Annotated in this window: 20 protein-coding genes; 9 read left to right on the plus strand and 11 right to left on the minus strand. The window is 73.7% G+C overall.

Going from position 1 to position 23,405, the window contains the following annotated elements:
• Positions 1–51 precede the first annotated feature (51 nt).
• Complete coding sequence (mtrA, locus tag F4554_RS21130; RefSeq protein ID WP_179789177.1) at positions 52–729, minus strand: MtrAB system response regulator MtrA; 678 nt, start codon at positions 727–729, stop codon at positions 52–54.
• A 76-nt stretch (positions 730–805) separates the two neighbouring features.
• Between mtrA and F4554_RS21135 the strand changes: the two genes are divergently transcribed.
• The 5 genes from F4554_RS21135 to F4554_RS21155 are packed head-to-tail and all read left to right on the plus strand — an operon-like array spanning position 806 to position 6,494.
• Entirely contained in the window at positions 806–2,038 is a 1,233-nt protein-coding gene (locus tag F4554_RS21135; RefSeq protein ID WP_179789178.1) for a DUF7847 domain-containing protein, read from the plus strand.
• A 37-nt stretch (positions 2,039–2,075) separates the two neighbouring features.
• Entirely contained in the window at positions 2,076–2,768 is a 693-nt protein-coding gene (locus F4554_RS21140) for a DUF4129 domain-containing protein (protein WP_179789179.1), read from the plus strand.
• Positions 2,765–4,111, plus strand: coding sequence for a DUF4350 domain-containing protein (locus F4554_RS21145; RefSeq protein ID WP_179789180.1), 1,347 nt, complete (start codon positions 2,765–2,767; stop codon positions 4,109–4,111). Before F4554_RS21140 ends, F4554_RS21145 begins: the two co-directional genes overlap by 4 nt.
• Complete coding sequence (locus F4554_RS21150; protein ID WP_337796139.1) at positions 4,108–5,145, plus strand: AAA family ATPase; 1,038 nt, start codon at positions 4,108–4,110, stop codon at positions 5,143–5,145. The genes F4554_RS21145 and F4554_RS21150 overlap by 4 nt, the downstream gene beginning before the upstream one ends.
• Positions 5,146–5,153: 8 nt before the next feature.
• Positions 5,154–6,494 carry a DUF58 domain-containing protein gene (locus tag F4554_RS21155; RefSeq protein WP_179789181.1) on the plus strand — a complete coding sequence of 447 codons (1,341 nt, stop codon included), beginning with the start codon at positions 5,154–5,156 and terminating at the stop codon, positions 6,492–6,494.
• A gap of 34 nt (positions 6,495–6,528) precedes the next feature.
• Here the strand turns inward: F4554_RS21155 and F4554_RS21160 are convergent, their stop codons facing one another.
• The gene (locus F4554_RS21160; protein ID WP_179789182.1) at positions 6,529–7,530 is read right to left on the minus strand and encodes a stage II sporulation protein M; all 1,002 of its coding nucleotides are present in this window, start codon (positions 7,528–7,530) and stop codon (positions 6,529–6,531) included.
• A 38-nt stretch (positions 7,531–7,568) separates the two neighbouring features.
• Here F4554_RS21160 and F4554_RS21165 point away from each other — a divergent pair, with 38 nt between their 5' ends.
• Positions 7,569–8,495, plus strand: coding sequence for an RDD family protein (locus F4554_RS21165; RefSeq protein ID WP_179789183.1), 927 nt, complete (start codon positions 7,569–7,571; stop codon positions 8,493–8,495).
• 134 nt (positions 8,496–8,629) lie between these two features.
• Here F4554_RS21165 and ahcY read toward each other — a convergent pair whose 3' ends face one another.
• Complete coding sequence (gene ahcY / locus F4554_RS21170) at positions 8,630–10,078, minus strand: adenosylhomocysteinase (protein ID WP_179789184.1); 1,449 nt, start codon at positions 10,076–10,078, stop codon at positions 8,630–8,632.
• Between the two features lie 115 nt (positions 10,079–10,193).
• Here ahcY and F4554_RS32445 point away from each other — a divergent pair, with 115 nt between their 5' ends.
• Complete coding sequence (locus tag F4554_RS32445) at positions 10,194–10,718, plus strand: MerR family transcriptional regulator (RefSeq protein ID WP_238341373.1); 525 nt, start codon at positions 10,194–10,196, stop codon at positions 10,716–10,718.
• Here the strand turns inward: F4554_RS32445 and F4554_RS21180 are convergent, their stop codons facing one another.
• A complete protein-coding gene (locus tag F4554_RS21180) occupies positions 10,719–11,666 on the minus strand; it encodes a cation diffusion facilitator family transporter (RefSeq protein ID WP_179789185.1) in 948 nt (315 codons plus the stop codon). It lies immediately after the preceding gene.
• Between the two features lie 145 nt (positions 11,667–11,811).
• Between F4554_RS21180 and F4554_RS21185 the strand changes: the two genes are divergently transcribed.
• Positions 11,812–13,173 (plus strand): class-II fumarase/aspartase family protein, encoded by a 1,362-nt coding sequence (locus F4554_RS21185; RefSeq protein WP_179789186.1) that lies wholly within the window; start codon positions 11,812–11,814, stop codon positions 13,171–13,173.
• Between the two features lie 3 nt (positions 13,174–13,176).
• Here the strand turns inward: F4554_RS21185 and manA are convergent, their stop codons facing one another.
• The 5 genes from manA to F4554_RS21210 all read right to left on the minus strand — a co-directional run bounded on the left by manA (position 13,177) and on the right by F4554_RS21210 (position 17,560).
• Positions 13,177–14,340, minus strand: a complete 1,164-nt coding sequence (gene manA / locus F4554_RS21190; protein ID WP_179789187.1) for a mannose-6-phosphate isomerase, class I — start codon at positions 14,338–14,340, stop codon at positions 13,177–13,179.
• A gap of 44 nt (positions 14,341–14,384) precedes the next feature.
• Entirely contained in the window at positions 14,385–15,434 is a 1,050-nt protein-coding gene (locus tag F4554_RS21195; RefSeq protein ID WP_179789188.1) for an SIS domain-containing protein, read from the minus strand.
• Between the two features lie 6 nt (positions 15,435–15,440).
• Positions 15,441–15,698 (minus strand): Trm112 family protein, encoded by a 258-nt coding sequence (locus F4554_RS21200; protein ID WP_179789189.1) that lies wholly within the window; start codon positions 15,696–15,698, stop codon positions 15,441–15,443.
• A 25-nt stretch (positions 15,699–15,723) separates the two neighbouring features.
• Positions 15,724–17,112, minus strand: a complete 1,389-nt coding sequence (locus tag F4554_RS21205) for a phosphomannomutase/phosphoglucomutase (RefSeq protein WP_179789190.1) — start codon at positions 17,110–17,112, stop codon at positions 15,724–15,726.
• Positions 17,113–17,206: 94 nt separating this feature from the next.
• Positions 17,207–17,560, minus strand: coding sequence for a DUF3499 domain-containing protein (locus tag F4554_RS21210; protein WP_337796140.1), 354 nt, complete (start codon positions 17,558–17,560; stop codon positions 17,207–17,209).
• Between the two features lie 234 nt (positions 17,561–17,794).
• On the opposite strand from F4554_RS21210, the gene F4554_RS21215 reads away from it, so the two are divergent.
• Positions 17,795–18,355, plus strand: coding sequence for a metallopeptidase family protein (locus F4554_RS21215; RefSeq protein WP_337796141.1), 561 nt, complete (start codon positions 17,795–17,797; stop codon positions 18,353–18,355).
• A gap of 56 nt (positions 18,356–18,411) precedes the next feature.
• On the opposite strand, the gene F4554_RS21220 is transcribed toward F4554_RS21215, so the two are convergent.
• Positions 18,412–19,953 carry a DUF5719 family protein gene (locus F4554_RS21220; protein ID WP_179789192.1) on the minus strand — a complete coding sequence of 514 codons (1,542 nt, stop codon included), beginning with the start codon at positions 19,951–19,953 and terminating at the stop codon, positions 18,412–18,414.
• On the minus strand, positions 19,950–23,276 hold the full coding sequence (locus tag F4554_RS21225) for a glycosyltransferase family 2 protein (RefSeq protein ID WP_179789193.1): 3,327 nt from the start codon (positions 23,274–23,276) through the stop codon (positions 19,950–19,952). The genes F4554_RS21220 and F4554_RS21225 overlap by 4 nt, the downstream gene beginning before the upstream one ends.
• Positions 23,277–23,405 lie beyond the last annotated feature (129 nt).

Raw genomic sequence — 23,405 nt, forward strand, 5'->3', positions numbered from 1 at the left:
CCCGTCGGCACGCGCCTACGGCGAGGGCCTCCCACGTGGTTGGAACACGGCCTACGAAGGACCCGCCTTGTAGCCGACGCCGCGGACGGTCACCACGATCTCCGGGTGCTCGGGGTCCTGCTCGATCTTGCTGCGCAGCCGTTGCACGTGGACGTTGACCAGCCGGGTGTCGGCGGCGTGGCGGTAGCCCCACACCTGCTCCAGCAACTCCTCCCGGCCGAACACCTGCCAGGGCTTGCGGGCCAGGCACACCAGGAGGTCGAACTCCAACGGGGTCAGGGCGAGCGACTCGTTGCCCCGCTTGACCGAGTGGCCGGGCACGTCGATCACCAGGTCGCCGATGTGCAGCGTCTCCGGCACCGCGCGGTCCGACCGGCGAAGGCGGGCGCGGATCCGGGCCACGAGTTCCTTGGGCTTGAAGGGCTTGACGACGTAGTCGTCGGCACCGGACTCCAGGCCGAGGACCACGTCGACCGTGTCCGTCTTGGCGGTGAGCATCACGATGGGCACGTCGGACTCGGCCCGGATCTCCCGGCACACCTCGATGCCATCCTTGCCGGGCAGCATCAGGTCGAGCAGCACGACGTCGGGTTTGGTCTCCCGCACCTTCGCCAGCGCCCCTTCGCCCGACTCGCAGAACACCGCGTCGAGACCCTCCGAGCGCAGCACGATCCCGAGCATCTCGGCGAGTGCCATGTCGTCGTCGACGACCAGAATGCGACCTTTCATGAGTCCATGGTCCCACTGCGCGTGGCACGATGGCTCGACACGACCCGCGGGATACCCCAGACGTGAGGTGCGCCAGATGACCGACACCGGGACGCAGCCTGGTGGACCCCCCGGCGAGTCGCCCGGCGGCCGGCCCGGCTGGGGCGACGGCCAGGGCGGTGGCTGGGGTGATTCGGCCCCGCCTCCGGCCGCTCCCGGCTGGGGTGCCGCCCCGCCGCACTGGGGCGGTGGTCAGCCGTGGGGCACCGCGCGCCCGCAGGCGCCGAAGCCGGGTGTCGTTCCCCTGCGCCCGTTGGGTTTCGGGGAGGTGCTGGACGGCGCCTTCACCACCGTGCAGCGCTACCCGAAGATCATGCTGGGGCTGTCCACCGCGGTGATGGCCGTCCTCACCGCCGCGTACTTCCTGACCCTTTTCGTGGGGTTCGGAGGGATGGTCGCGCCGACGCCGGACGAGCTCACCCGGATCAGTGACGCGACGTGGGTCGGCCTGGCCGCCAGTGGCGTCGCTCTGGCACTGGCCTACTGGGTGGCCCAGTCGGTGCTGACCGGCATGATCACGGTCACCGTCGCCCGCGGCGTCCTCGGCCGGCCGGCGAGCGTCGGCGAGGTGTGGAGAGTGGCCCGGCACCACGTGCTCCGCCTGCTCGCGGTGACCTTCCTCATCGCCCTGGCATACCTCGTCGCGCTGGCGGTGGTGGTTCTGGTCGTGGTGCTGGCGTTCGTCACCAGCACCGCACTCGGGATCGTCGCCGCCGTCGTCCTGGGCCTCGGGCTGATCTTCGCCGGGGTCGTGTTCGGCACCCGGACCGCACTCTCCTCTGCCGCACTGGTGCTGGAGACCCAGCCGGTGGACGCGACGCAGCCGTACGCCGGCCAGCGGCCGATCTCCGTGGTGTCGGCGATCCGGCGCTCCTGGGGCCTGGTCCGCGGGCGAACCCTTCGCACGTTCGGGATCCTGTTCGTCGCCAACGTGGTCGGCTCGGTGGTCTCGTCGGTGATCCAGACGGCGTTCACCCTGCTGGCCACCGGCCTGGGGCTCGGACTCGGCGACTCCTTCCGGGGCGGGCAGTTCCTCACTCTCGTGGTCGCGGGCATCGGCGGCCTCGCGGCGTCGGTGCTCCAGATCGCCTTCCTCGCCGCGGTCACCGCGCTGGTCTACGTCGACGCCCGGATGCGTGGCGAGGGACTGGACATCACCCTCGCGCAGTACGCCAGCGCGGATCCGGTCGGCTCTGGCGGGCCCGCACCGGGCGCGGCGGTGTCGCCGATGCCGGGTGCCGAGCCGCCGTCCCCGTGGGCCACCCGATGACGGATCCACCCCGGTGAGTGGTGGGGTGAGTGGTGGGGTGAGCGCTCTGGTGAGTGGTTCGGTCGGGCGGTTGCCGGGTGAGCCGCCGATCGACATCGGGGGTGCCGACGCAGCCCGCGCGGCGCGGGACGAGCTGACGAAGGGCATCTACCACCGCGACGAACCAGGCCTGGTGTCCCGCGTCCTCGTCTGGGCGCGCGACTGGCTGGCCGACGTCTTCGGCCGGATCGCCGCGGTGTCGCCGGGCGGCTGGTGGGGACTGGTCGCCCTGGCCGCCGTCGTCGTACTCGCGGTGGTCGTGGTCCGGTGGCGGGTGGGCGCGCTGGCCAGGACGCGCGCCCGCACCGACGGCACGGTCTTCGCCGGGACGGTTCGCTCGGCGGCCGAGTACCGCGAGGCGGCGCGCGCGGCCGCCGCCCGTGACGACCACGAGGCCGCGGTCCGGGACGGCTTCCGGGCCCTGGTGCGTGAACTCGAGGAGCGGACGTTCCTCGACGAGCGCCCGGGCCGGACCGCCGACGAGGTGGCCCGGGAGGGTTCGGTAATCGCACCGGAGGCCGCGGCGTCGCTGCGGACGGCCGCCCGGGAGTTCGACGAGGTCTGTTACGGCGGGCGGGTAGCGACGGTCCGGGCGTACGACGAGATCCGGGCCGCCGACGATGCCGTACGCCGGATCCGCAGACCCGCGGGCGCTGCCGGCGCCGTCCCGGTGGGTGGGGCACCTCGGTGAGCGCACCCACGAAACCGCCGGCCGTCTCGACGTACGCCGGCCCGAGTCCGGACCCCGGCGCCCCGGCCGGGCGGTCCGTCGAGCCGACCGCCCGGCAGCGGTGGCGTCGCTCGCGGGGAACGCTGGCGATCCTCGCCGTGCTGGTTCTCGGCGGCCTGGTCTCGGCGGTGCTGCTCGGCCGTACCGAGGGCGGCGACCTCGACCCGGCATCCGCACGTCAGTCCGGTGGCCGGGCGCTGGCCGTGCTGCTCGACGACCGCGGTGTCGGGGTGCGCCGGGTGGACAACCTCGACGCAGCGCTCCGGCTGGCGGCCCGCGGCACCACCCTGGTGGTCGCCCAGCCCGACCTGCTGACGCCCGCGCAACTCGACCGGCTGGTGCGGGCCGGCTCGGGCCGGCTGGTCCTGTTCGCTCCCGGCGAGCAGGTCCTGCGGGTGCTCGCGCCGGACGCCGTACGCGCCGGGGAGACGTTCGCCCCGGCCACGCGTACGCCCGGATGCTCCCTGCGGGCCGCCCGCCGGGCCGGACCCGTACGCGTCGACGGGCCGATGTACCGCGCGTTGCCCGGCGCGAGCGCCGTCGGCTGCTACGGCGACGGCAGCCGCTTCGGCCTGCTCCGGCTCGCACACCAGCCGACCACCCGTCCCGGCGGCCGCGCGGACCCCGGCTCGACCGCTCGGGTCCGCGGCGGCCGGACCGTCGACGTCGTGGGCCCGGCCACGTCGTTCGCCAACTCCCGGCTGGCCGAGGACGGCAACGCCGCGCTGGCCCTGAACCTGCTCGGCCCCGAACGCGAGCTGGTCTGGTACGTCCCGTCACCGACCGATCCGTCGGCCGCGCCGCCCGGCACGCCTGGTGGCGGCGAGCAGCGGAGCCTGACCTCGCTGCTGCCGGACGGCGTACGGTTCGGCGCGGGCCAGGCCGCGGTCGCCGTCGCCCTGCTGATGCTGGCCGCCGCCCGGCGGCTCGGCCCGGTCGTACCCGAACCCCTTCCCGTCGTCGTCCGCGCGTCGGAGGCGGTCGAGGGGCGGGCCCGGCTCTACCACCGCGCCCGCGCGCGAGCCCGGGCCGCCGACGCGCTCCGCGCGGCGACCGCCGCCCGGCTGGCGCCGCTGCTCGGCCAGGAGAGTCCCGGCTCCGGTCGGGCCACGGGTCGCGTCCTCGGGCAGGGACCGGACACACTGGTCGCGGCGGTCGCCGGCCGCACCGGGCGTGACGGCGGGCAGGTGCGCCGCCTGCTCGCCGAGTGCGCCGCCGGCGGGCAGACCCCCGAAGACGACGCGGCCCTCGTCCGGCTGGCCGCCGAACTCGACACGCTGGAGCAGGAGGTACGCCGATCGTGACCGACCAGGCGACCGTGCCCGACCACACCGACGACGCCGACCACACCGACGGTCCGCCCACCGCATCGCCCAACGGACCGCCGGCCGGCGACGCGCGAGCGGCACTCCTCGCCGTCCGTGCCGAGGTGGCCAAGGCGGTGGTCGGCCAGGACTCGGCCGTCACCGGGCTGCTGATCGCGTTGCTGTGCCGCGGGCACGTGCTGCTGGAGGGGGTGCCGGGCGTCGCCAAGACGCTGCTGGTGCGATCTCTGGCCGCCGCACTGCGCCTGGACAGCAAGCGCGTGCAGTTCACGCCCGACCTGATGCCCGGCGACGTGCTCGGCTCGCTGGTCTACGACGCCCGAACGGCCGCGTTCGAGTTCCGCGAGGGGCCGGTCTTCACCCACCTGCTGCTGGCCGACGAGATCAACCGCACCCCGCCCAAGACGCAGGCCGCCCTGCTGGAGGCGATGGAGGAGAACCAGGTCTCGGTCGAGGGCGCCGCCCGGCGACTGCCTGAGCCGTTCCTGGTGGCGGCGACGCAGAACCCGATCGAGTACGAAGGCACCTACCCGCTGCCCGAGGCCCAGCTGGACCGCTTCCTGCTCAAGCTGCACCTCAACCTGCCCTCGCGGGAGGAGGAGGTCGCGGTGGTCGGCCGGCACGCGCACGGGTTCGATCCGCGCGACCTCGCCGGCGCCGGACTTTCCCCGGTGGCCGGGGTGGACGACCTGGCCGCCGCGCGCAGGGCAGTCGCCACGGTCTCTCTCGGCGAGGAGGTGCTGGGGTACGTCGTCGACGTGTGCCGGGCCACCCGCGAGTCGCCGTCGCTGCGGCTCGGCGTCTCCCCGCGCGGAGCCACCGCCCTGATGCGGGCGGCCCGCGCCTGGGCCTGGCTGTCCGGCCGCGACTACGTGACGCCGGACGACGTGAAGGCGCTGGCGCTGCCGACGCTTCGCCACCGGGTGGAGCTGCGGCCGGAGGCGGAGCTGGAGGGCGTGTCCGCCGACGGTGTGCTGGACGGGATCCTGGCCGCCGTTCCAGTCCCCCGGTAGGTCCGCCGATGACCCTGACCTACCGCGCCGCGCTGCTGGCCGCCGCCGGGGTGCTCGTGGTGGCGTTCGCCGTACCCTCCCGGGCCGGCATCGCGCTGGTGACCGCCGCCGTCGTGCTGGCCTCCCTGGTCGACGTCGCGCTGGCCGGCGCGGTCCGGTCGCTGACGTTCCGGCGGGAGGTCACCGGCGACGCCGGCACGCAGGCGGGGGCCGGGGCGTCCGGCGCGGTCAGCGGCGTCCGCCTGGGCGAGACGGCACAGGTGTCCCTGCTCGTCACCAACCCGGGCGGGCGGCCGGTACGCGGCACCCTGCGCGACGCCTGGCCGCCCTCGGCGGGCGCGGCCACCCAGCGGCATCCGCTCGACCTGTCACCGGGCGAACGCCGCCGCGTCACCACGGTCCTGCGCCCCACCCGGCGGGGAGACAAGCACGCCCACCGGGTGACCGTGCGCTCGCTCGGGCCGCTCGGGCTGGCCGGCCGCCAGGGCTCGCACGAGGTTCCCTGGACGGTGCGGGCGCTGCCGGCGTTCGAGAGCCGCAAACACCTCCCCTCCCGGCTGGCCCGGCTGCGCGAGCTCGACGGGCGGGCAAGCGTGCTGGTGCGCGGCCAGGGGACGGAGTTCGACTCGCTGCGCGACTACGTGGTGGGCGACGACGTACGGTCTGTCGACTGGCGGGCCACCGCCCGGCGCGGCGGCGTGGTGGTGCGCACCTGGCGGCCCGAACGCGACCGGCACGTCCTCGTCGTCCTGGACACCGGCCGCACCTCCGCCGGCCGGGTGGGCGACGCGCCCCGGCTGGACCACGCGATGGACGCCGCGCTGCTGCTGGCCGCGCTGGCGACCAGGGCCGGTGACCGCGTGGACCTGCTGGCGTACGACCGGACGGTCCGCGCCGACGTACGCCGGGCCGCGCCACGCGAGGTTCTGCAGCGGTTCACCGCCGCGATGGCGCCGCTTTCCAGCGAACTCGTCGAGGCCGACCACCGTGGGCTCGCCGCCGCGATCGCGATGCGGGCCACCCAGCGGTCGCTGGTGGTTCTGCTCACCGGGCTGGACACCGCCGTCGTCGAGGAGGGCTGGCTACCGGTGCTCGGCGCGCTGACCCGCCGGCACGAGGTGCTGCTCGCCGCCGTGGCCGACCCGCGGGTGGCCGAGCTCGCGCGGGGACGCGCCGACGCGCGGGAGGTGTACGCCGCGGCGGCCGCCGAGCAGGCCAACGCCGAACGCCGGCAGGTCACCTCGACCCTCGAACGCCTCGGCGTCACCGTCGTCGACCGGCCCCCGGACGAGATCGCCCCCGCGCTGGCCGACACCTACCTCGCACTGAAGAAGGCCGGCCGGCTGTGAAGCAGGGATCCGACGACCGGAAGGGAGGACGAGGTCAGGCGGCGGTGGGCAGCAGGTCGCCGCGTTCGTCGGCCGCGACGTCGCCGGTCTCCCCCGCACGCACCGCCCGCCGGCCGAGCCAGAAGACGTACGTCAGGAACGCCACCTCGGCCGCCACCCCGATGCCGACCCGTGCCCAGGTGGGCAGGCCGGACGGCGTGACGAACCCCTCGATCACCCCGGACACCAGCAGCACCGCGGCCAGGCCGAGGGCCATCCCGATCGTCTCCCGCCCGGTCTCGGCCAGCGCCCGCAACCGGGTGCGCGCACCGGGCGCGACGACGGTCCAGCCGAGCCGGATGCCCGCGCCGCCGGCCACGAGAACGGCGGTGATCTCCAGCAGCCCGTGCGGCAGGATCAGCCCGAAGAACACGTCACCCCGGTCACCGGCCACCATCAGTCCGGCGGCCACGCCGACGTTCGCGGCGTTCTGCCACAGAATGTAGGCCACAGGGACGCCGAGCAGGACACCCAGTGCCAGGCTGCCGGCCGCCACCCAGGCGTTGTTGGTCCACACCCCGAACGCGAACTCCGCTGCCGGGGCCGAGCTGTAGTAGTCGGCGAAGTCGTGCTCGACGAGCTGGTCGACGGCGGCCGGGGGCAGCAGCGCCGCGCGCACCAGCGGGTGCGTCGCGACCCACCAGCCGATGCCCGCGCAGACGGCGAGGAACGCCGCGGCCGTGCCGAGCCACCAGGGCGCGCAGCGGTAGAGCGCCGCCGGGAACGACACGGTGAAGAACCGCCCCACCTCACGCCAGGCAGGGGTGTGGGCGCCGGTCACCGCGGCCCGCGCCCGGCCGACCAGCGAGGACAGCCGGCCGACCAGCACGACGTCGGGAGCGCTCGACCGGACGACGGACAGGTGGCTCGCCACCCGCTGGTAGAGCGTGACCAGCTCGTCGGCCTCAGCGCCGGTGAGCCGGCCCCGGCGGCGGACCAGGGCGTCCAGCCGGTCCCACTCCGCCTGGTGTGCGGCGGCGTACGCGTCCACGTCCACGCTGGCACACTAATGGCACCGATCCGAAGGGACCACACGTGAGCGAACCCGTCACCGGCGAGGCCGTGGTCCTCGACCTGCGGCTGGCCCGGCCGGCGACGAGGGCGCTGGCCCTGGGCATCGACCTGCTCCTGGAGCTGCTCCTCTTCGGCCTGCTGATGATCCCGGCGGCGCTGGTCACCGGCGACGACGCGAGCGAGTCGCTGATCGCCGGGCTGGTCGTCGCCTGTGGCGTGCTCACGTTCGTCGGCTACACCACGACGATCGAGACGCTCACCCGCGGCAAGAGCGTCGGGAAGTACGCCCTGGGGCTGCGGGTCGTGCGCGACGACGGCGGGCCGGTGCGGTTCCGGCACGCGTTCGTGCGCGCCCTGTGCGGGGTGTTCGTCGACTTCTTCGTCACGTCCGGCTGCGTGGGGTTCATCACCGCGATGCTCTCACCGGGCGGAAAGCGGGTCGGCGACATGCTGGCCGGCACCCTCGTCCTCCGCGACCGGGCGCCGGCGGCACCCTCGGCCGTGCCGGAGCCGCCGCCCGGGCTGGAGGACTGGTCGGCGCGGCTCGAACTCTCCACGCTGCCAGACCAGTTGGCGCTGTCCGCCCGGTCGTTCCTCGGCCGCTACCACGAGCTCACCCCCGCCGCCCGTGAGGAGTTGGGTGGACGACTGGCCGCGTCGGTCGCGCGGTACGTCGCACCCGCCCCGCCGGCCGGGCTTCCGCCGTGGGCCTACCTCGCCGCCGTACTCGCCGAACGCCGTCGCCGGGCCTTCGGCGAGCAACCAGGTCCCCAGCCGCCGTACGGCCGGCAGTCGTACGGCCAACCGCCGTACGGCCAACCGCCGTACGGCCGGCAACCGACCGCCCGACAGCCGTACGCACACCAACCGGCCGCGCAACAGCCGACGGCCCCGCAGCCACCGGCCGAGGAGCCACCGGCCACCGGCGGCTTCGCACCGCCCCGCTGACCAGCCAGCCGCCCACGAGGACGTGAAAACGCCCGGCGGGCGGCCTCGCGATGGAGACCGCCCGCCGGGCGTTTCCGACCGGACGAAGAGCCCGGTGCGAACGCGTGCTACTTCAGGATCGGCTCAGAGCCGGCTCAGTAGCGGTAGTGGTCGGACTTGTACGGCCCGGCCACGTCGACACCGATGTAGGCGGCCTGCTCCTTGGTCAGCTCGGTGAGCCTGACGCCGAGGGCGTCGAGGTGCAGGCGGGCGACCTTCTCGTCCAGGTGCTTGGGCAGGACGTAGACGCCGATCGGGTACTCGTCCTTCTTCGTGAACAGCTCGATCTGCGCGATCACCTGGTTGGTGAAGCTGTTCGACATCACGAAGCTCGGGTGGCCCGTGGCGTTGCCGAGGTTGAGCAGCCGGCCTTCCGACAGCACGATGATCGTGTGGCCGTCGGGGAAGCGCCACTCGTGCACCTGCGGCTTGATCTCGATCTTCTCGATGCCGGGCAGCTTCGTCAGGCCGGCCATGTCGATCTCGTTGTCGAAGTGGCCGATGTTGCCGACGATGGCCTGGTGCTTCATCCGGCTCATGTGGTCGGCGGTGATGATGTTGAAGTTGCCGGTGGTGGTGATGAAGATGTCGGCGGTCTCCACCACGTCTTCCAGGGTGAGGACCTGGTAGCCGTCCATCGCCGCCTGCAGCGCGCAGATCGGGTCGATCTCGGTGACGATCACCCGGGCGCCCTGCCCGCGCAGGGACTCAGCGGCGCCCTTGCCGACGTCGCCGTAGCCCGCGACGACCGCGACCTTGCCGCCGATCAGGACGTCGGTGCCGCGGTTGATGCCATCCACGAGCGAGTGGCGGATGCCGTACTTGTTGTCGAACTTCGACTTGGTGACCGAGTCGTTGACGTTGATCGCCGGGAAGCGCAGCGTGCCCGCCCGGTGCATCTCGTACAGCCGGTGGACGCCGGTGGTGGTCTCCTCGCTGACGCCCTGGATGCGCTCGCCAATGGTGGACCACTTCTTCGGGTCGGCCTCGAACGACCTCTTCAGCAGGCCGAGGACGATCGCGAACTCCTCGGTGTCGGCCGTCGAGGGGTCGGGCACCGCGCCGTTGGTCTCGTACTCCGCACCCTTGTGAACGAGCAGGGTCGCGTCGCCGCCGTCGTCGAGGATCATGTTCGGGCCGGCTTCACCGCCGGGACCGGCCGGCCAGGTGAGGGCCTGCTCGGTGCACCACCAGTACTCCTCCAGCGTCTCGCCCTTCCAGGCGAACACCGGGACGCCCTGCGGGTCCTCGGGAGTGCCGTTCCGCCCGACGACGACCGCGGCGGCGGCGTGGTCCTGGGTGGAGAAGATGTTGCAGCTCACCCAGCGCACCTGCGCGCCGAGGGCGGTCAGTGTCTCGATGAGCACCGCGGTCTGCACCGTCATGTGCAGCGAGCCCATGATCTTGGCACCGGCGAGCGGCTGGGCGGCGGAGTACTCCTCGCGCAGCGCCATCAGGCCGGGCATCTCGTGCTCGGCCAGGCGGATCTCCTTGCGGCCGAACTCAGCCAGACCCAGGTCCTTGACCTTGAAGTCGAACGTCATGGGCGTTTTGCACCTCCGTATCGGATGGAACCCAGTTCGGCGAGCCTAGGGGGCCTTGCCGCTTCCTCGCAGGCCGGACGCGCGTTCTTGACACAAGTTTGTCAGAATGAGCGCCATGCGGATCAGCCAGGCCGCTCAGGCCCTCGGAATGTCCCCCCGGATGCTGCGCTACCGCGAGCAACTGGGTCTGGTCCCCCGCGGCCGGACCGACTCGTGGTGGCGGCCGCGCCCGGACGGCGCCGACTTCACCCCCCTCCAGCCGCGGAGCCAGAGCCGGAGCCGACCGCAGGGTCAGGCCAAGAGTCAGGCCAAGAGTCAGGCCAAGAGTCAGGCCAAGAGTCAGGGCAGGACCCAGGAGCGGAACCATCCCGGCCACCGGCAGTACACCGAGGAGGACCTGCGCACCATCGCGCTGGCCGCGCAGGTGGAGGAGAAGTACGACGTCACCCCGCTCGCGGTGGCGTTCGCGCTGCGAGCCTTCTCCGAGCCGGCCGTCGGCGCCGCTGTGCGGGAGCTGGGTGAACGCCTCGGCCGGCTGCCCACGCCGGCGGCCCGGGCCGGCGAGATCGACAAGGAACGTGCCCTGCGCTGGCTCGGCCGCAGCGGTGTGCTCCAGCCGCCCCGGCCCAGGCCGCGCTGATCAGCGCGGCCTGTCGGGCCCGGACTCGCGCTGCAGCGTGCGGTCCAGGTCGGGTTCGAGGTAGATCAGCCGGGCGATCGGCACCGCGTCCCGGATCCGCGCCTCGGCCGCGTCGATGGCGTGGGCGACCTCTGCCGCGGAGTCGGTGGGGGTGACCGCGATCTTGGCCGCCACCAGCAGCTCGTCCGGGCCGAGGTGCATCGTCTTCATGTGGATGATCCGGTCCACCAGCGGCTCGGCCGCGAGCGCCTCCTCGATCCGGCGTACGTCCTCACGAGTCGCGGACTCACCGACCAGCAGGCTCTTCATCTCCGCGGCCAGCACGATCGCCACGCATACCAGCAGCAGCCCGATCGCGATCGACCCGAGGCCGTCCCACACGCCGTTGCCGGTGGCCAGGGTGAGCAGTACGCCGGCCAGCGCGAGGGCCAGGCCGACCAGCGCCGCGGAGTCCTCCAGCAGGATGACGGGGAGTTCGGGGCTGCGGGCACGGCGGATGAAACCCGGCCAGCTCACGTCCCCACGGACCTGGTTGGCCTCGTGGACCGCCGTACGGAACGACAGTCCCTCCATCACCAGGGCGGCCACCAGAACGGCGACCGGCACCCACTTCCAGCTCTCGATGCCGTGCGGGTCCTGGATCTTGTGCCAGCCCTCGTACAGCGCGAACAGCCCGCCGACGGAGAACAGCACGACGGCGACGATGAAGCCGTAGATGTAGCGCTCCCGGCCGTGCCCGAACGGGTGCAGCGGCGAGGCGCCACGCCGCGACTGCTTCTTGCCGAGCAGCAACAGTAGCTGGTTTCCGGAGTCGGCGACGGAGTGGATCGACTCCGCGAGCATCGACGAGGACGCGGTCAGCAGGAACGCCAGGAACTTCGTGACCGCGATCCCGAGGTTGGCCAGCAGGGCCGCGATCACGGCCTTGGAGCCGCCTTCTGCGCTCATGAACGATTCCTGTCGGGAAGGGCTGGTGGGAGGTCCCTATCCTGCCCTGCCCGGGAGCGGTCCGCTGAGCCGGTCCGTGGCGGGACCGGGCAGGACGGACTCTAAGCTCGCCGCCTGAGGTGAGCGGGTCGGTGAAGGAGGCACCATGCGACTGGCGCACGGAAGCATCAGCGACGCCCGGCTACCGGACGTCGGCATGCGGGCGGTGTTCGGCCTGGACGCCCGCCGGCAGCGCTACCTGGACGTCGAGGCGGAGCTGGCGCGGGCACAGGCCGAGGTCGGCCTCGTGCCCGGGGACGCCGCCGAGGCCATCGCCGCGAGCGCCCGGCTCGAGCTGCTGGACCCGGACCGGCTGGCCGCCGAGCAGGATCGCACCGGCCATCTGATGATGCCGATCATCGCCGAGCTGTCCAGGGTGACCGGCGAACCCCACGGCGGCTGGGTGCACTGGGGCGCCACCACACAGAACATCCAGCAGACCGGCGACGTACTCGGCGTCCGCTCCGCGCACGCCGTCGTCACCGACCTGGTGCTCGACGTGCTGGCCACCCTGGCCGACCTCGCCGACACCCACGCCGACACCGTGATGGCGGGACGTACGCACGCACAGCAGGCGGTGCCGATCACGTTCGGGTTCAAGGTGGCGGCCTGGATCGACCCGATGTTGCGCCACCTGGAACGCCTGGAGCAGCTGGGCGACCGGCTGTTCACCGCCATGGCCGGCGGCGCCACCGGGACGTTCGCCGCCATGGGACCGCAGGGGCCGCGGGTCCAGGAGGTACTCGCCCGCAGGCTGGGGCTGCACAGCATGCCCGTGCCGTCGCGGAACATCGCCGACCCGTTCGCCGAACTCGTCTCGGTCCTGGCGCTGCTGTCGGCCACCGGCTCCGTGATCGCCGAAGAGATCGCACGGCTGGCCGCGGTCGAGTTCGGTGAACTGGCCGAGACCCTTCCGCCCGGCGACGTGGGCAGCTCGACCATGCCGCAGAAGCACAACTCCAAGCTGTGCATGGACATCGTCACCATCGGCGGCCAGCTACGGGCTCTGGTGCCGTTGGCTCTGGAGGCGATGATCCATCCGCACGAGGTCGACGGCGCACGGGTGGCGATGATGGACGAGGCCGTCGAGCAGTCGCTGTTCCTCACCGCCGACGCCCTGGTCCGGCTGCGCGACGTCCTCGGCGGGCTCCAGGTGTTCCCCGACCGGATGAGCCGCAACCTCGGGCTCACCGGCGGGGCGATCATGGCCGAGGCGGTGATGATGGCCCTCGCCGACGCGCTCGGCCGGCAGCGCGCGCACGACGTCGTCCACCACGCGGCCGGGGTGGCGGCCACCACCGACCGTACGTTCGCCGAGGTGGTGGCGCAGGACCCGCGGGTCGGCGGTCGGCTCACCGAAGCCCGGATCGAGGCCCTTCTCGACCCGGGCACGCACACCGGACACAGCGGTGAGATCGCGCGGCGCACGGCGGCCCGTGCCCGGACGGTGATCACGACCCGGCGGTAGGAGTCAGCCGATGCCGGCGGTGGCCCGGAACACGACGCCATCCCCGGCCAGGGTGACCGGCCCCTCGGCGGCACCGGCCCAGGCCGACCGGCCCGGCGTGAGGTCGACCTTGCCGGTCTCTCCGCGGGCGGCGACCGCGCCCTCGACGCACAGCAGGATCTGCGGACCGGCGGGGTCGAGGGTGACCTCCGTACCACCGGTGACCACGTGCCGGGACAGCCGGAACTCGTCGGCCGGCGTGGCATAGCGGCCCTCGTCGTCGGCGCGGAGGATCTCCGCCGGCCGGGGCGTGAAGTCGAGGATCCGCAGCAGCTCGGGAAGATCGATGTGCTTGCTGGTCAGCCCGCCGCGCAGGACGTTGTCGGAGTTGGCGAGGATCTCCACGCCGAGCCCGTGGACGTACGCGTGCAGGTTGCCCGCCGGGAGGTACAACGCCTCACCGGGGGCGAGCCGGACGTGGTTGAGCAGCAGCGCGGCCACCACCCCGGCGTCGCCGGGGTACCTCTCCCCCAGGCGGGAGGCCAGCCCGGCGGCCGGCTCGGTGCGGCCGGCGCAGGCGGCCACCACGGCGTCGACCACCGCCCGCCGGCGGTCGGCCGGCGCCGTCATCAGCATGGTGAACGCCGCCCGGACGCCCTCCTCGTCGGGCTGCTCGCGCAGCTGGGCCAGGAGGGGTTCGAGCTCGCGGACGCCGAACGCGCCGACCACCTCCAGCGTCTCCGCCGGCGGCCGGAACCCGACCAGCGCCTCGAAGTCGGTGAGCGCGCAGATCAGCTCGGGCTTGGCGTCGCCGTCCTTGTAGTTGCGGTGCGGTGCCGACAGCGGGATGCCGTCGGCGTTCTCGCGTTCGAAGCCCGCCTTGGCCTGCGCGGGGTCGGGGTGCGCCTGCAGCGACAGGGGGTTCTCCGCCGCCAGCACCTTGAGCAGGAACGGCAGCCGCGGCCCAAACTCACGTACGCAGGGCGAACCCAGCTCGCCCTCCGGGTCGGCACTGATCAGGTCGAGGAGGGTCTGCGCCTTCCCGACCAGACCGGACGGCGATCCCGGGTGCGCGCCCATCCACAACTCGGCCTGTGGCTCACCGGTCGGCTTGACGCCGAGCATGGCGGGGATCGCGGTCGGCGAACCCCAGGCGTACGGACGGATCGGGTTGTCGAGCAGCTGCATGACGTCCTCAGGTAGTGGCCGGTCGAAGAGGGTGCCTGGCCGGCTCAGGTGGATGGGGAGTAGCGGCCCAGGCCGACCGCGAGATAGACGGCGGCGTAGGTGCCGAGCGACTGGAGGGCGGCGTACCTCGCCACCTCCGGTCCTTCGTTCCAGCGCAGGGTGCGCACGTGGAGTCCGCGGGACTCGGCAGCGGCGAGCAACCGGCCCCGGGCCTCCCGGATCGAGGGCTGCTCGGCTCCGTCGTCGAGCACGAACAGCGCCGGGCGCAGCGCGGCCGTGCCCCCTTCGGCGAACGGGTCGCTGAACGGGTCGGCGAACAGGTCCCGCGGCTCTGCACCCTCCAGGACCGGCATCAGGTGGTCGGCATCGGCCGCCAGCGCCGGCCGGTTGGAGGCCCGGCGCAGCGTCTCCACCACCCGGCGGGCGGCACGGGCCGCGAGCACGGAACCACCCCAGATGAGCGGCAGGGCGTCGGCGAGCACGAGGGCCAGGTCCTTGGCGGGGTTGGCGGCCAGGTCGGCGTGCGGCGAGCAGCGCGACGCCACCTCGTCCAGCGCCAGGGCCACCGACTCCGCCGACACCTCGGGGCCTAGCTCGACCACGTGCAGAAGCTGGAGTACGACGACGGCCAGGGCCAGCGGGTCGCCGGTCTGCGCGGGGATCAGTGTGGTGTCGCGGCCCTGCCCCGCCTCGGCCAGCGTCGACTCGCCCGGACAGGCCAGGAAGACCGTGGTCCCCCGGCGTACGGCGTCGTGTACCGCCGAGGCCGTCTCGGCGTCCCCACCGCGGGGAGCGAGCACCACCACGAGGTCCAGCGCACCCACCCAGCCGGGCAGGCCCGGGCCGGGCCAGGCGACGAACGGCACCGGGCACCACGGCTCCAGCACGGCCCGCAGCAGGCGGGCGTCGGCACCGACGGCGACCACGGCACGCGGGCGGCCGGCGCCCCGGAGGCGGTCCTCGACGCCCTTGGCGGCCTCGGCCTCCCGGCGGACCCGGGCACCGGCCTCGGCGAGGTCACGCAGCGCGGTGTCGGCACGGGCCAGCTCCGCCTCGTCGTCGAGGAGGCCGTCGTCGAAGTGTTCGGCGCTCACGTTGGTTCAAGCGTCGGTGGCCGTCGGGGAGTTCCCGTCGGTGGGGCCGGCGTCCGAACCGGACTCGCCCGCGGACGCGCTGGCGCCGGAGTCGGGCCGGCGGGCCTCGTCGACGAGCAGCACCGGGATGTCGTCGCGCACGGGGTAGGCCAGCCCGCAGGCGGCGTTGGTGCAGACCAGCTCCGAAGCTGCGTCGTCGGGGTGCAGCGGGGAACGACAGGCCGGGCAGGCCAGGATCTCCAGCAGCGCGGGGTTGAGATTCACCTGTGGTCCCTTCGGTGGTGCGGCCTCACGCGTTCACGGTGCCGCGGACGAGGCCGAGGACCCCGTCGCGCAGGCGTTCCATCGTCGCCTGGTCGGCCGCCTCCGCGTTGAGCCGGAGCACCGGCTCGGTGTTGGACGGGCGGAGGTTGAACCACCAGTCGGCGTGCTCAACCGTAAGCCCATCCAACTCGTCGACGGTCACGCCCACCCGGTCGGCGTAGGCGGCCTTCACCCGCGCCATCGTGGCGGCCTGGTCGTCGACCCGGCTGTTGATCTCGCCGGAGGCAGCGTACCGCTCGTACTCGTCCAGCAGGTCCGACAGCGGCCGGTCCTGCTCCCCCAGCGCGGCCAGCGTGTGCAGGGCGGCGAGCAGCCCCGAGTCGGCGCGCCAGAAGTCCCGGAAGTAGAAGTGCGCGGAGTGCTCGCCGCCGAACACCGCACCCGTACGCGCCATCGTTGCCTTGATGAAGGAGTGGCCGACGCGTTCGCGCACCGGCTTGCCGCCGTGCTCGCGGACGATCTCCGGCACCGCCCGGGACGTGATCAGGTTGTGGATGATCGTCGCCCCGGGCTCCCGGGCCAGCTCGCGGACCGCGATCAGGGCGGTGATCGCCGACGGCGAGACCGACCGCGCGTTCTCGTCGATCACCCAGCAGCGGTCGGCGTCGCCGTCGAACGCCAGGCCGATGTCGGCGCCCACCTCGCGCACCTTTGCCTGCAGGTCGAGCAGGTTGGCCGGCTCGATCGGGTTGGCCTCGTGGTTGGGGAACGTGCCGTCCAGCTCGAAATACATCGGCACCAGGTCGATCGGCAGCCCCTCGAACACCGCGGGCACGGTCAGCCCGGCCATGCCGTTGCCGGCGTCGACTGCGACCGTGAGCCGCCGGATGCCGGACAGGTCGACCAGCCCGCGCAGGTGGCGGGCGTACGCGGAGAGCAGGTCGCGGCGCTCGACCTTCCCGGCCGGTACGACGTCCCCGTCCAGGTCCTGGTCGTCCTGGTGGCCCTTCCGGGCCTGCTCCACCAGCGACCGCAGCCGGGCCAGCCCGGTCTCCTGCCCGACCGGCGCCGCGCCTGCCCGGCACAGCTTGATCCCGCCGTAGTCCGGCGGGTTGTGGCTCGCGGTGAACATCGCACCGGGCAGGTCGAGGTGGCCGCTGGCGAAGTACAGCTCGTCGGTGGAGGCCAGGCCGATGTCGACGACATCGCAGCCGCGGCTGGTCACGCCCGCGGCGAACGCCTCGGCCAGCTCCGGTGAGGCCACCCGCATGTCGCGGCCGACCACCACGGCGGCCGGCCGGTCGAGCACCTCGACGTAGGCCTCGCCGATCGTCCGCACGAGGTCGGCGTCGAGGTCGTCCGGCACGACTCCGCGGATGTCGTACGCCTTGAAGATCTTCTCCGGGTCAGACACCTGGCCACCATAACCGCGCAAACCGGTGCCAGGGGTGTAGCGCGCCGGTCACCCTGCGAAGTCTCCGACTGGGCTGTCCTCGGTGAGTGCCCGGTCAGGTGTTGTCGGGATTGCGCAGCACGCGCAGGTGGCCCCGCCGGCCCAGCTCGGCCGACGGCTCCGGAGCCGTGTCACGCGGGCGGGCCGCCTCGCGGACGGCGTTGGCCAGGGCCTCGAGATCGTCGGCGGAGGGGCGCAACGACTCCGGGTCGGGGGCGAGCCGGATGACCTCCCAGCCGCGCGGAACCGTGAGGCGTTCGGAGTGCTCGGAACACAGGTCGTAACAGTGCGGTTCCGCGTAGGTGGCGAGCGGCCCGAGCACGGCCGTGGAGTCGGCGTAGACGTAGGTGAGCGTCGTCACGGCAGGGCGCGAGCACGCCGTACGAGAACATTTCCTGAGCGTGCCCACGAGGTGGGATCGTACCGGTCCCCCGTCTCGGCGGACCACCTAACACGCTCATACCTGTCACAGACCGGCAAACCGGCCGGTTGCCGCCGGTCGGTCGGTACCGGACCGGGCATTTCCGGTCACTGTGCGTCGTACCGGACCGGAGGCGGGTCCCGCCGGCGCTGGGACCACGGCGAACCGGGCTCACCTGCGCGCCCCGGGACGCGGCCGCGGGACACGCCCTAAGCTCGGATCGTGAGCGCACCCGAGGCACCAGACGACGCCGGTGCCGGCCGATCAGTACCCCCCACGGACCCGCCCGGATCCCCGCTACCGGCTGCCCAGGCCGAGTCCGACGCTCCCGCGGTCGGCGGGGCGAACGGACGGCCCACACGCCGCCGGGACCGGCACGGACGGGGCATGCGCGGCCCGATCGCCGTACGCGGGCCGCTGGCGCCCGGCGGAGTGCCGATCGCCCGCAGTCGAGCCGAGCGATTCGACGAGTTCGTCCTGGACGCGGTGGAGGAGCTCGAACGCCGCTTCGCCACCGAGCTGGACGGCGTGGAGTTCGCGGTCGAGGACGTTCCGGACCCGCGCCGCGACCACGGCCTGGTGGACATCCCGCTCGGCGCGGTGCTGGCGTCGTCCGAACGCGACGAACCGGCCCGGATCGTGGTCTACCGCCGCCCGATCGAGCTTCGGGCGGTCGGGATGTCGGAGTTGTCCGAACTCGTTCACGACGTCGTGGTCGAACAGGTCGCGGACCTGCTCGGGCTCGGGCCCGCCGACGTCGACCCGGACTACGGCGAGGAGTAGCCCGGGAGGCCCCGCGGACGTGCCCTCGCCGGAGCGCGGCGGCGACGCCCGACCGGCTACTGGAACATCGGGTCGACGGTCTCCCGGACCCCGATCCCCGCGCCGATGTCGGACCGTGCCGCCGGGCGCACCACGGTGGACTCGGCGGAGGTCAGCGGCCACGACGACGCCATCGGCCCGTCCGGGTCGTCCTCCACCCGCAGCCTGCTCCCGAACAACGGGCCGCCGCTGTCGGGCGTGACCACCACGGTGTAGCGGCTGACGTCCTTCGGCTCCAGCTTGGTCTCCACCGTGCTGCCGGGGCGAACCGTCACCTTCGTCGAATCCACCTCGCGGCCGTCGTCGGAGTACAACCGCACCGAGGCGTTCACCGCCTGCTGGGAGGGGCTGGACAGCAACAGGCTGGCGGACTTGCCCTGGCCGGCATCGGTGGACGGCACCACGGCCGGCCCGGCCAGCGGACTGGACGCCGAGGAGTACGCCACGTCGTGCGGGTTCGAGCCGGAGCCGAAGACGCTTCGGACCGAGGCGGTGACGGGTACGTCCGACTCCACCCGCACCGCACCCGCCTGCTTGCGGAGTGCCTCCTGCAGGGGGATCTCCGCGACCGTGCCCGGCTTGACCTCCAGGTCGCCGAGCCCGGACGGGCGGAAGGTGCCGTCGGGGCCGAGCACGGAGAGGTTGACGCTGGCGGTGGAGTCCGCCGGGGCCACCACGCTGAGGACGCGATCGCCGTCACCGGGAGCGATGCCCGGCACGACCACCTGCTTGGCCGGTGACGTCGCCGAGGGAATCCAGTCGACACCCATCGCGGTGTCGGCGTTCTGCGCGTCGTTGCGCAGTGCCGCCGCGACCCGGCCGCGCTGGGCCACGACCTCGACCGCGAGCCGCTTGCTGGTGGGTGCCAGCTTGTCCAGTTCGACGACGGTCTGCCTGCCCGGCGCCACGGTGAGCCCGCGGGCGGCGTCGGCATCGACCTGGCCCTTCTCGTCGTACAGGCGCAGGTCGACCTGAGCCGAGCCCTCGTCGGAGTTGGTGAGGTAGAGGCGGCCGTGCTGGCCCAGCGCGCTGCCGGTGCCGACGAACCAGAACTGCGTGCCGGGCTGGGTGCACGGTGCCTCCGCCAGACCGCGCAGCGGGCCCGACCCGGACCGGGTGAGCTGGCCGGCGGCGGCTCCGGGGGCCACCGCACCCTGTGCGCGCACCAGCAGCGGCGGTGTGCCGTCCTTGCGAACGGAGTAGTCGGCCAGGCGTTCGCGCTGGTCGACCGAGGTCAGTGGCTTGGCCGAGCCAAGGGGTAGCAAGGCGAGCTTGCCGGGGGTGGCGGCGGCCCGCCGAGCGGCCTCCGCGCCCACGCCCGGGGCGTTTATCCGCGCCGGCGCGGACACCGCGGCCACTTCGGTGGCGCTCTCCGAGCGAACGTAGCGGGACTCCGGACACACCAGGGTCGCGCGGTCCACGGGGACCCGGGTGGGCCGGCCGGATGCCCGGGCCGGCTCGTCGGCCGAGGTCAGCGTCGGTCCGACCAGCGTCGCGCCGGCGACCAGTGCGGCCGCGGCGACCACGACGCCGCCGAGCCGGACGAAGGGGTTGCTCATTGGTTTCGGACCCCCTCACGAGGTCGGTCAGGGTCTCGTGGACCGGCCGAGGTCCTGCCGGTCGGGGTGGCTGTCGGGGCGGTTCCGGTCAGGGTGCTGCCGGTCAGGGTCTCGCCCGCCGTGGCCGCACCCGGTGGTGCGCCGGCCGCGGCCGACCGCCTGCCGGGCCGTCCGTCGGTGCCGAACGAACCGCCGACGCGCCGGCCGCCCGCCGGCTCCATCGGCACCGGGTCCCGCCGCGGCCGGGTGGGCAGCGCGAGGATCAGGAACACCAGCACCAGGAACCCCTGTACGGCGAGGAGTTCACCGTGCAGCTTCGGTGTGGAGTCGAGCACCAGGCGGCCGCCGCTCGCGGGCAACTCGAACGCCTGCGCCCACCCGTCGTAGCGCACCGGCTTCAGGTGCTCACCGGCCAGGCTGGCCCGCCAGGACTGGTCGTAGGCCTCGGCGAGCACCAGCAACCGGCCTTCCTGACCGTTCGGCACCGTTGTCGCGGCGCCGCCGGGGTCGACTCCGACGACCTTGGCCGACGAGGCGGCACCGGCGCCGCCGGCCGCGCCCCGCGGGTCGAGGATCCGCAGCCGGCCGACTGGCAGGTCCACCGTCCAGGCCGCCGCGCCGTCGGGCGCGCTGGACCGGACGAGACCCGGGGTCGCGTCCAGGCGTTCGGCCGACGCCGCGTCGGCGGGGGCCGGGAGATAGACGTACCCGATGTCGTAGGCCGCCAGCCGGGCGGCGGTTGCCTCGCGCTGGCTGTCACCGAGCAGGTCGCCGACGGTGGCGTCCAGGCGGTCGAGCGTGCGGGCGGGAGTGCCGGTCTGGGCGTCACCGAGGCGTGCGGCGGCATCGCGCAGCAGGGCGTAACGGACCGCGCCGTCGTCGGCCTGAACGACCAGCGCCCGGGGGTGGGCGGCGGACTTCTGCGCGGCCCGCATATATGCCGGGATCGCGGGCCCGGCGTCCCGGTTGACCGGGCCGTCCGCGCCCCGGATGATCCACCACCCGGCGACGAGCACCGGAGCCAGGACCGCGACCACGACGGCCACGCCGATGCCGGGCTGACGCCAGGAGAAGCTGCGCTGCCGGAAGACGCGGCGGGCGCCGTCGGCGCCGTGCACGATCGCGAGAATCCAGCCGGCCAGGACGAGCACCGACGCCAGGCCGGGCCAGGCCGGGACCCCGACCGGGACCCAGTCGGTGACGACCGTGAGCCTGCTCTGCACCAGGCCGAGCGCGAGCCCGGCCAGGCTGAGCCCCCAGGCCGCGAGGACGCCGCGTGCCCGGTCACGGCGCAGCAGCGCCACCAGCGCCACCACACACAGCAGGCCGAACATCCACGCCGGTGCCACACCGGGGCCGCCCGGGATGCCGAACGCCAGGCGCAGCGGAGCCAGCGGGGACTCGGCCAGCCCAGGCGCCGCCAGCCCGGCCTCGCCCAGCAGAACACCAGGGTCACGGGCCACGACCGGAAGCCAGGGCAACAGCGCCAGCGGCGGCACCGCGAGCGCCACGACGATCCGGCCGACACTTCCGGGCTTGCGCAGGGTGGGCAGTGCGATCGCCACCAGCCCCAGCAGCAGTGCCGCGACGTAGCCGATGGGGACGAACGCGGTGAGGACGGCGAGCAGCAGGCCGGCGGCCCAGGCGGCGCTCCAGGTGCCGACGGTCACCCCCGGTCCGTACGCCCGCAGCACCGCCAGCGCCACCAGGGGCAGGACCACGATCGCCACGCACGTGCCGATCCGGCCGGCCGCGACGGCACCGGTCACCACCGGCAGCAGGGCGTACGTCGCCGTCGCCCACAGGCGCAACGGCCGGGTCGCCACCACTGGCCGCATCAGCAGGTAGCAGGTGATCGCGGCCAGCGGCACCGAACCGAGCAGCAGCACGTCGACGGCCAGCCAGGCCTTGCCGAGGAACAGCGAGCTGACCAGGGCGAGGACGGTGAGGTAGGGCGGCGCGGCCCGGCCGCTGCCGAGCTCGACCGGGTGCCAGCCTTCGTACGCGCGCCGCCACAGGTCGGCCGCGCCGTCGGGAGCGGGCAACAACGCACCACCGCCGAGCTCGCCGGCGCCGAGCAGGTTGCGGCACGCGACCAGCGTCACCACGGTGACCGCCAGCACGACCAGCAGCGCCGGCCGGGCGACCAGCCACCGCCAGACGCCCGGGGTGTCGTCGTCGAGCTCCTCGGTCTCCTCCGCGACCGGACCGGTCTCGATCACCCGGCGTGACCGCCGGCCGGTGCCGACGTGAGTGCCGGACCGGGCCGAGACCAGCGCCATCAGCCCGTCGAAGGCATGCTGCAGACCGATCCACGGCGGGGGACGCAGCCGGCGGACGGCACCACTGCCGACCTTGGCGTTCCGTGCCCGTCGGCGCCGGGCCAGCAGGATCAGGTCGAGCCGGGAGTAGGCACCGACGAAGGCGCGGAACTCGTCGTAGGCGGCGTCGGGCCACTTCGCGACCAGCAGGCCGAGCACCCGCAGCAGCGACCCCACGGCCAGCCGGACCAGGAGGAAGGGGACGCGCCAGGCCGCGGAGTTGACCAGCAGCGTGTAGAGCGCGTTGCGGCGGTCGGTCAGCCGCGGCCGATGGGGCACGGCATCGAGTCGGCGGTAGCGGCGGTGGCCCGCCTCCGCGTGGTGCACGACCGCGTCGGCGCAGGTCAGCACCTGGTAGCCCGCGCGGACGACGCGCCAGCCGAAGTCGACGTCATCGCGGAAGAGGGGCAGCTGGGGGTCGAAGCCGCCGAGGTGCTCGAACACGTCGCGGCGGACGAACATACCGGCGGTGCTGACCGCCAGGACCTCGCGTACGCCGTCGTGCTGGCCCTGGTCGTACTCGCCGAACTCCAGGCCGGTCTCGCGGGCGCCGCTGCCGGCGATGGTCACCCCGACCTCGAGCAACCGCCGGCCGTTGGGCCAGTCGCGCAGCTTGGGGCCGAGGACCGCGGCCTCGGGGGCCGACTCGGCCTGGCGCAGCAGCGCCTCCAGTGCCCCTGGGTCAGGTGCGCAGTCGTCGTGCAGCAGCCACAGCCACTCGCCCGGCAAGGCCGGAGGAAGTGCCCGAACGGCGCGCTCGACGGCGGCACCGAAGCCGGTGCGTGCGGGGGCATCGATCACCGGGCCGCCGAGCTTGCCGACCAGCAGCTCGCGGGAGTCGTCCAGGCTGCCGGTGTCGACGGCCACGACGCGGTCCGGCGGGCGGGTCTGTGCCTGGATCCCCGCGATCAGCTCATGCAGCCACGGCGCGCCGTTGTGGGACACGACGACGGCGGTGACGGTCGGGCGCGACGACGCCTCGGCTCCTGAACGCTCGCTCATGCGGAAAGCGGAACCTCACAGGTGGGGGGCTCGGTGCAAGCCCACACACTACGCGACGCTTCCGACGAACGGCCGCAGGCTGGGACAGGCCGGGCAACCGCCTCCGAGCGGGCGCCTCGGATCCGTGTG

Origin of the sequence: Actinopolymorpha rutila (assembly GCF_013407855.1) — a bacterium.
GTDB classification, from domain to species: Bacteria; Actinomycetota; Actinomycetes; order Propionibacteriales; family Actinopolymorphaceae; genus Actinopolymorpha; species Actinopolymorpha rutila.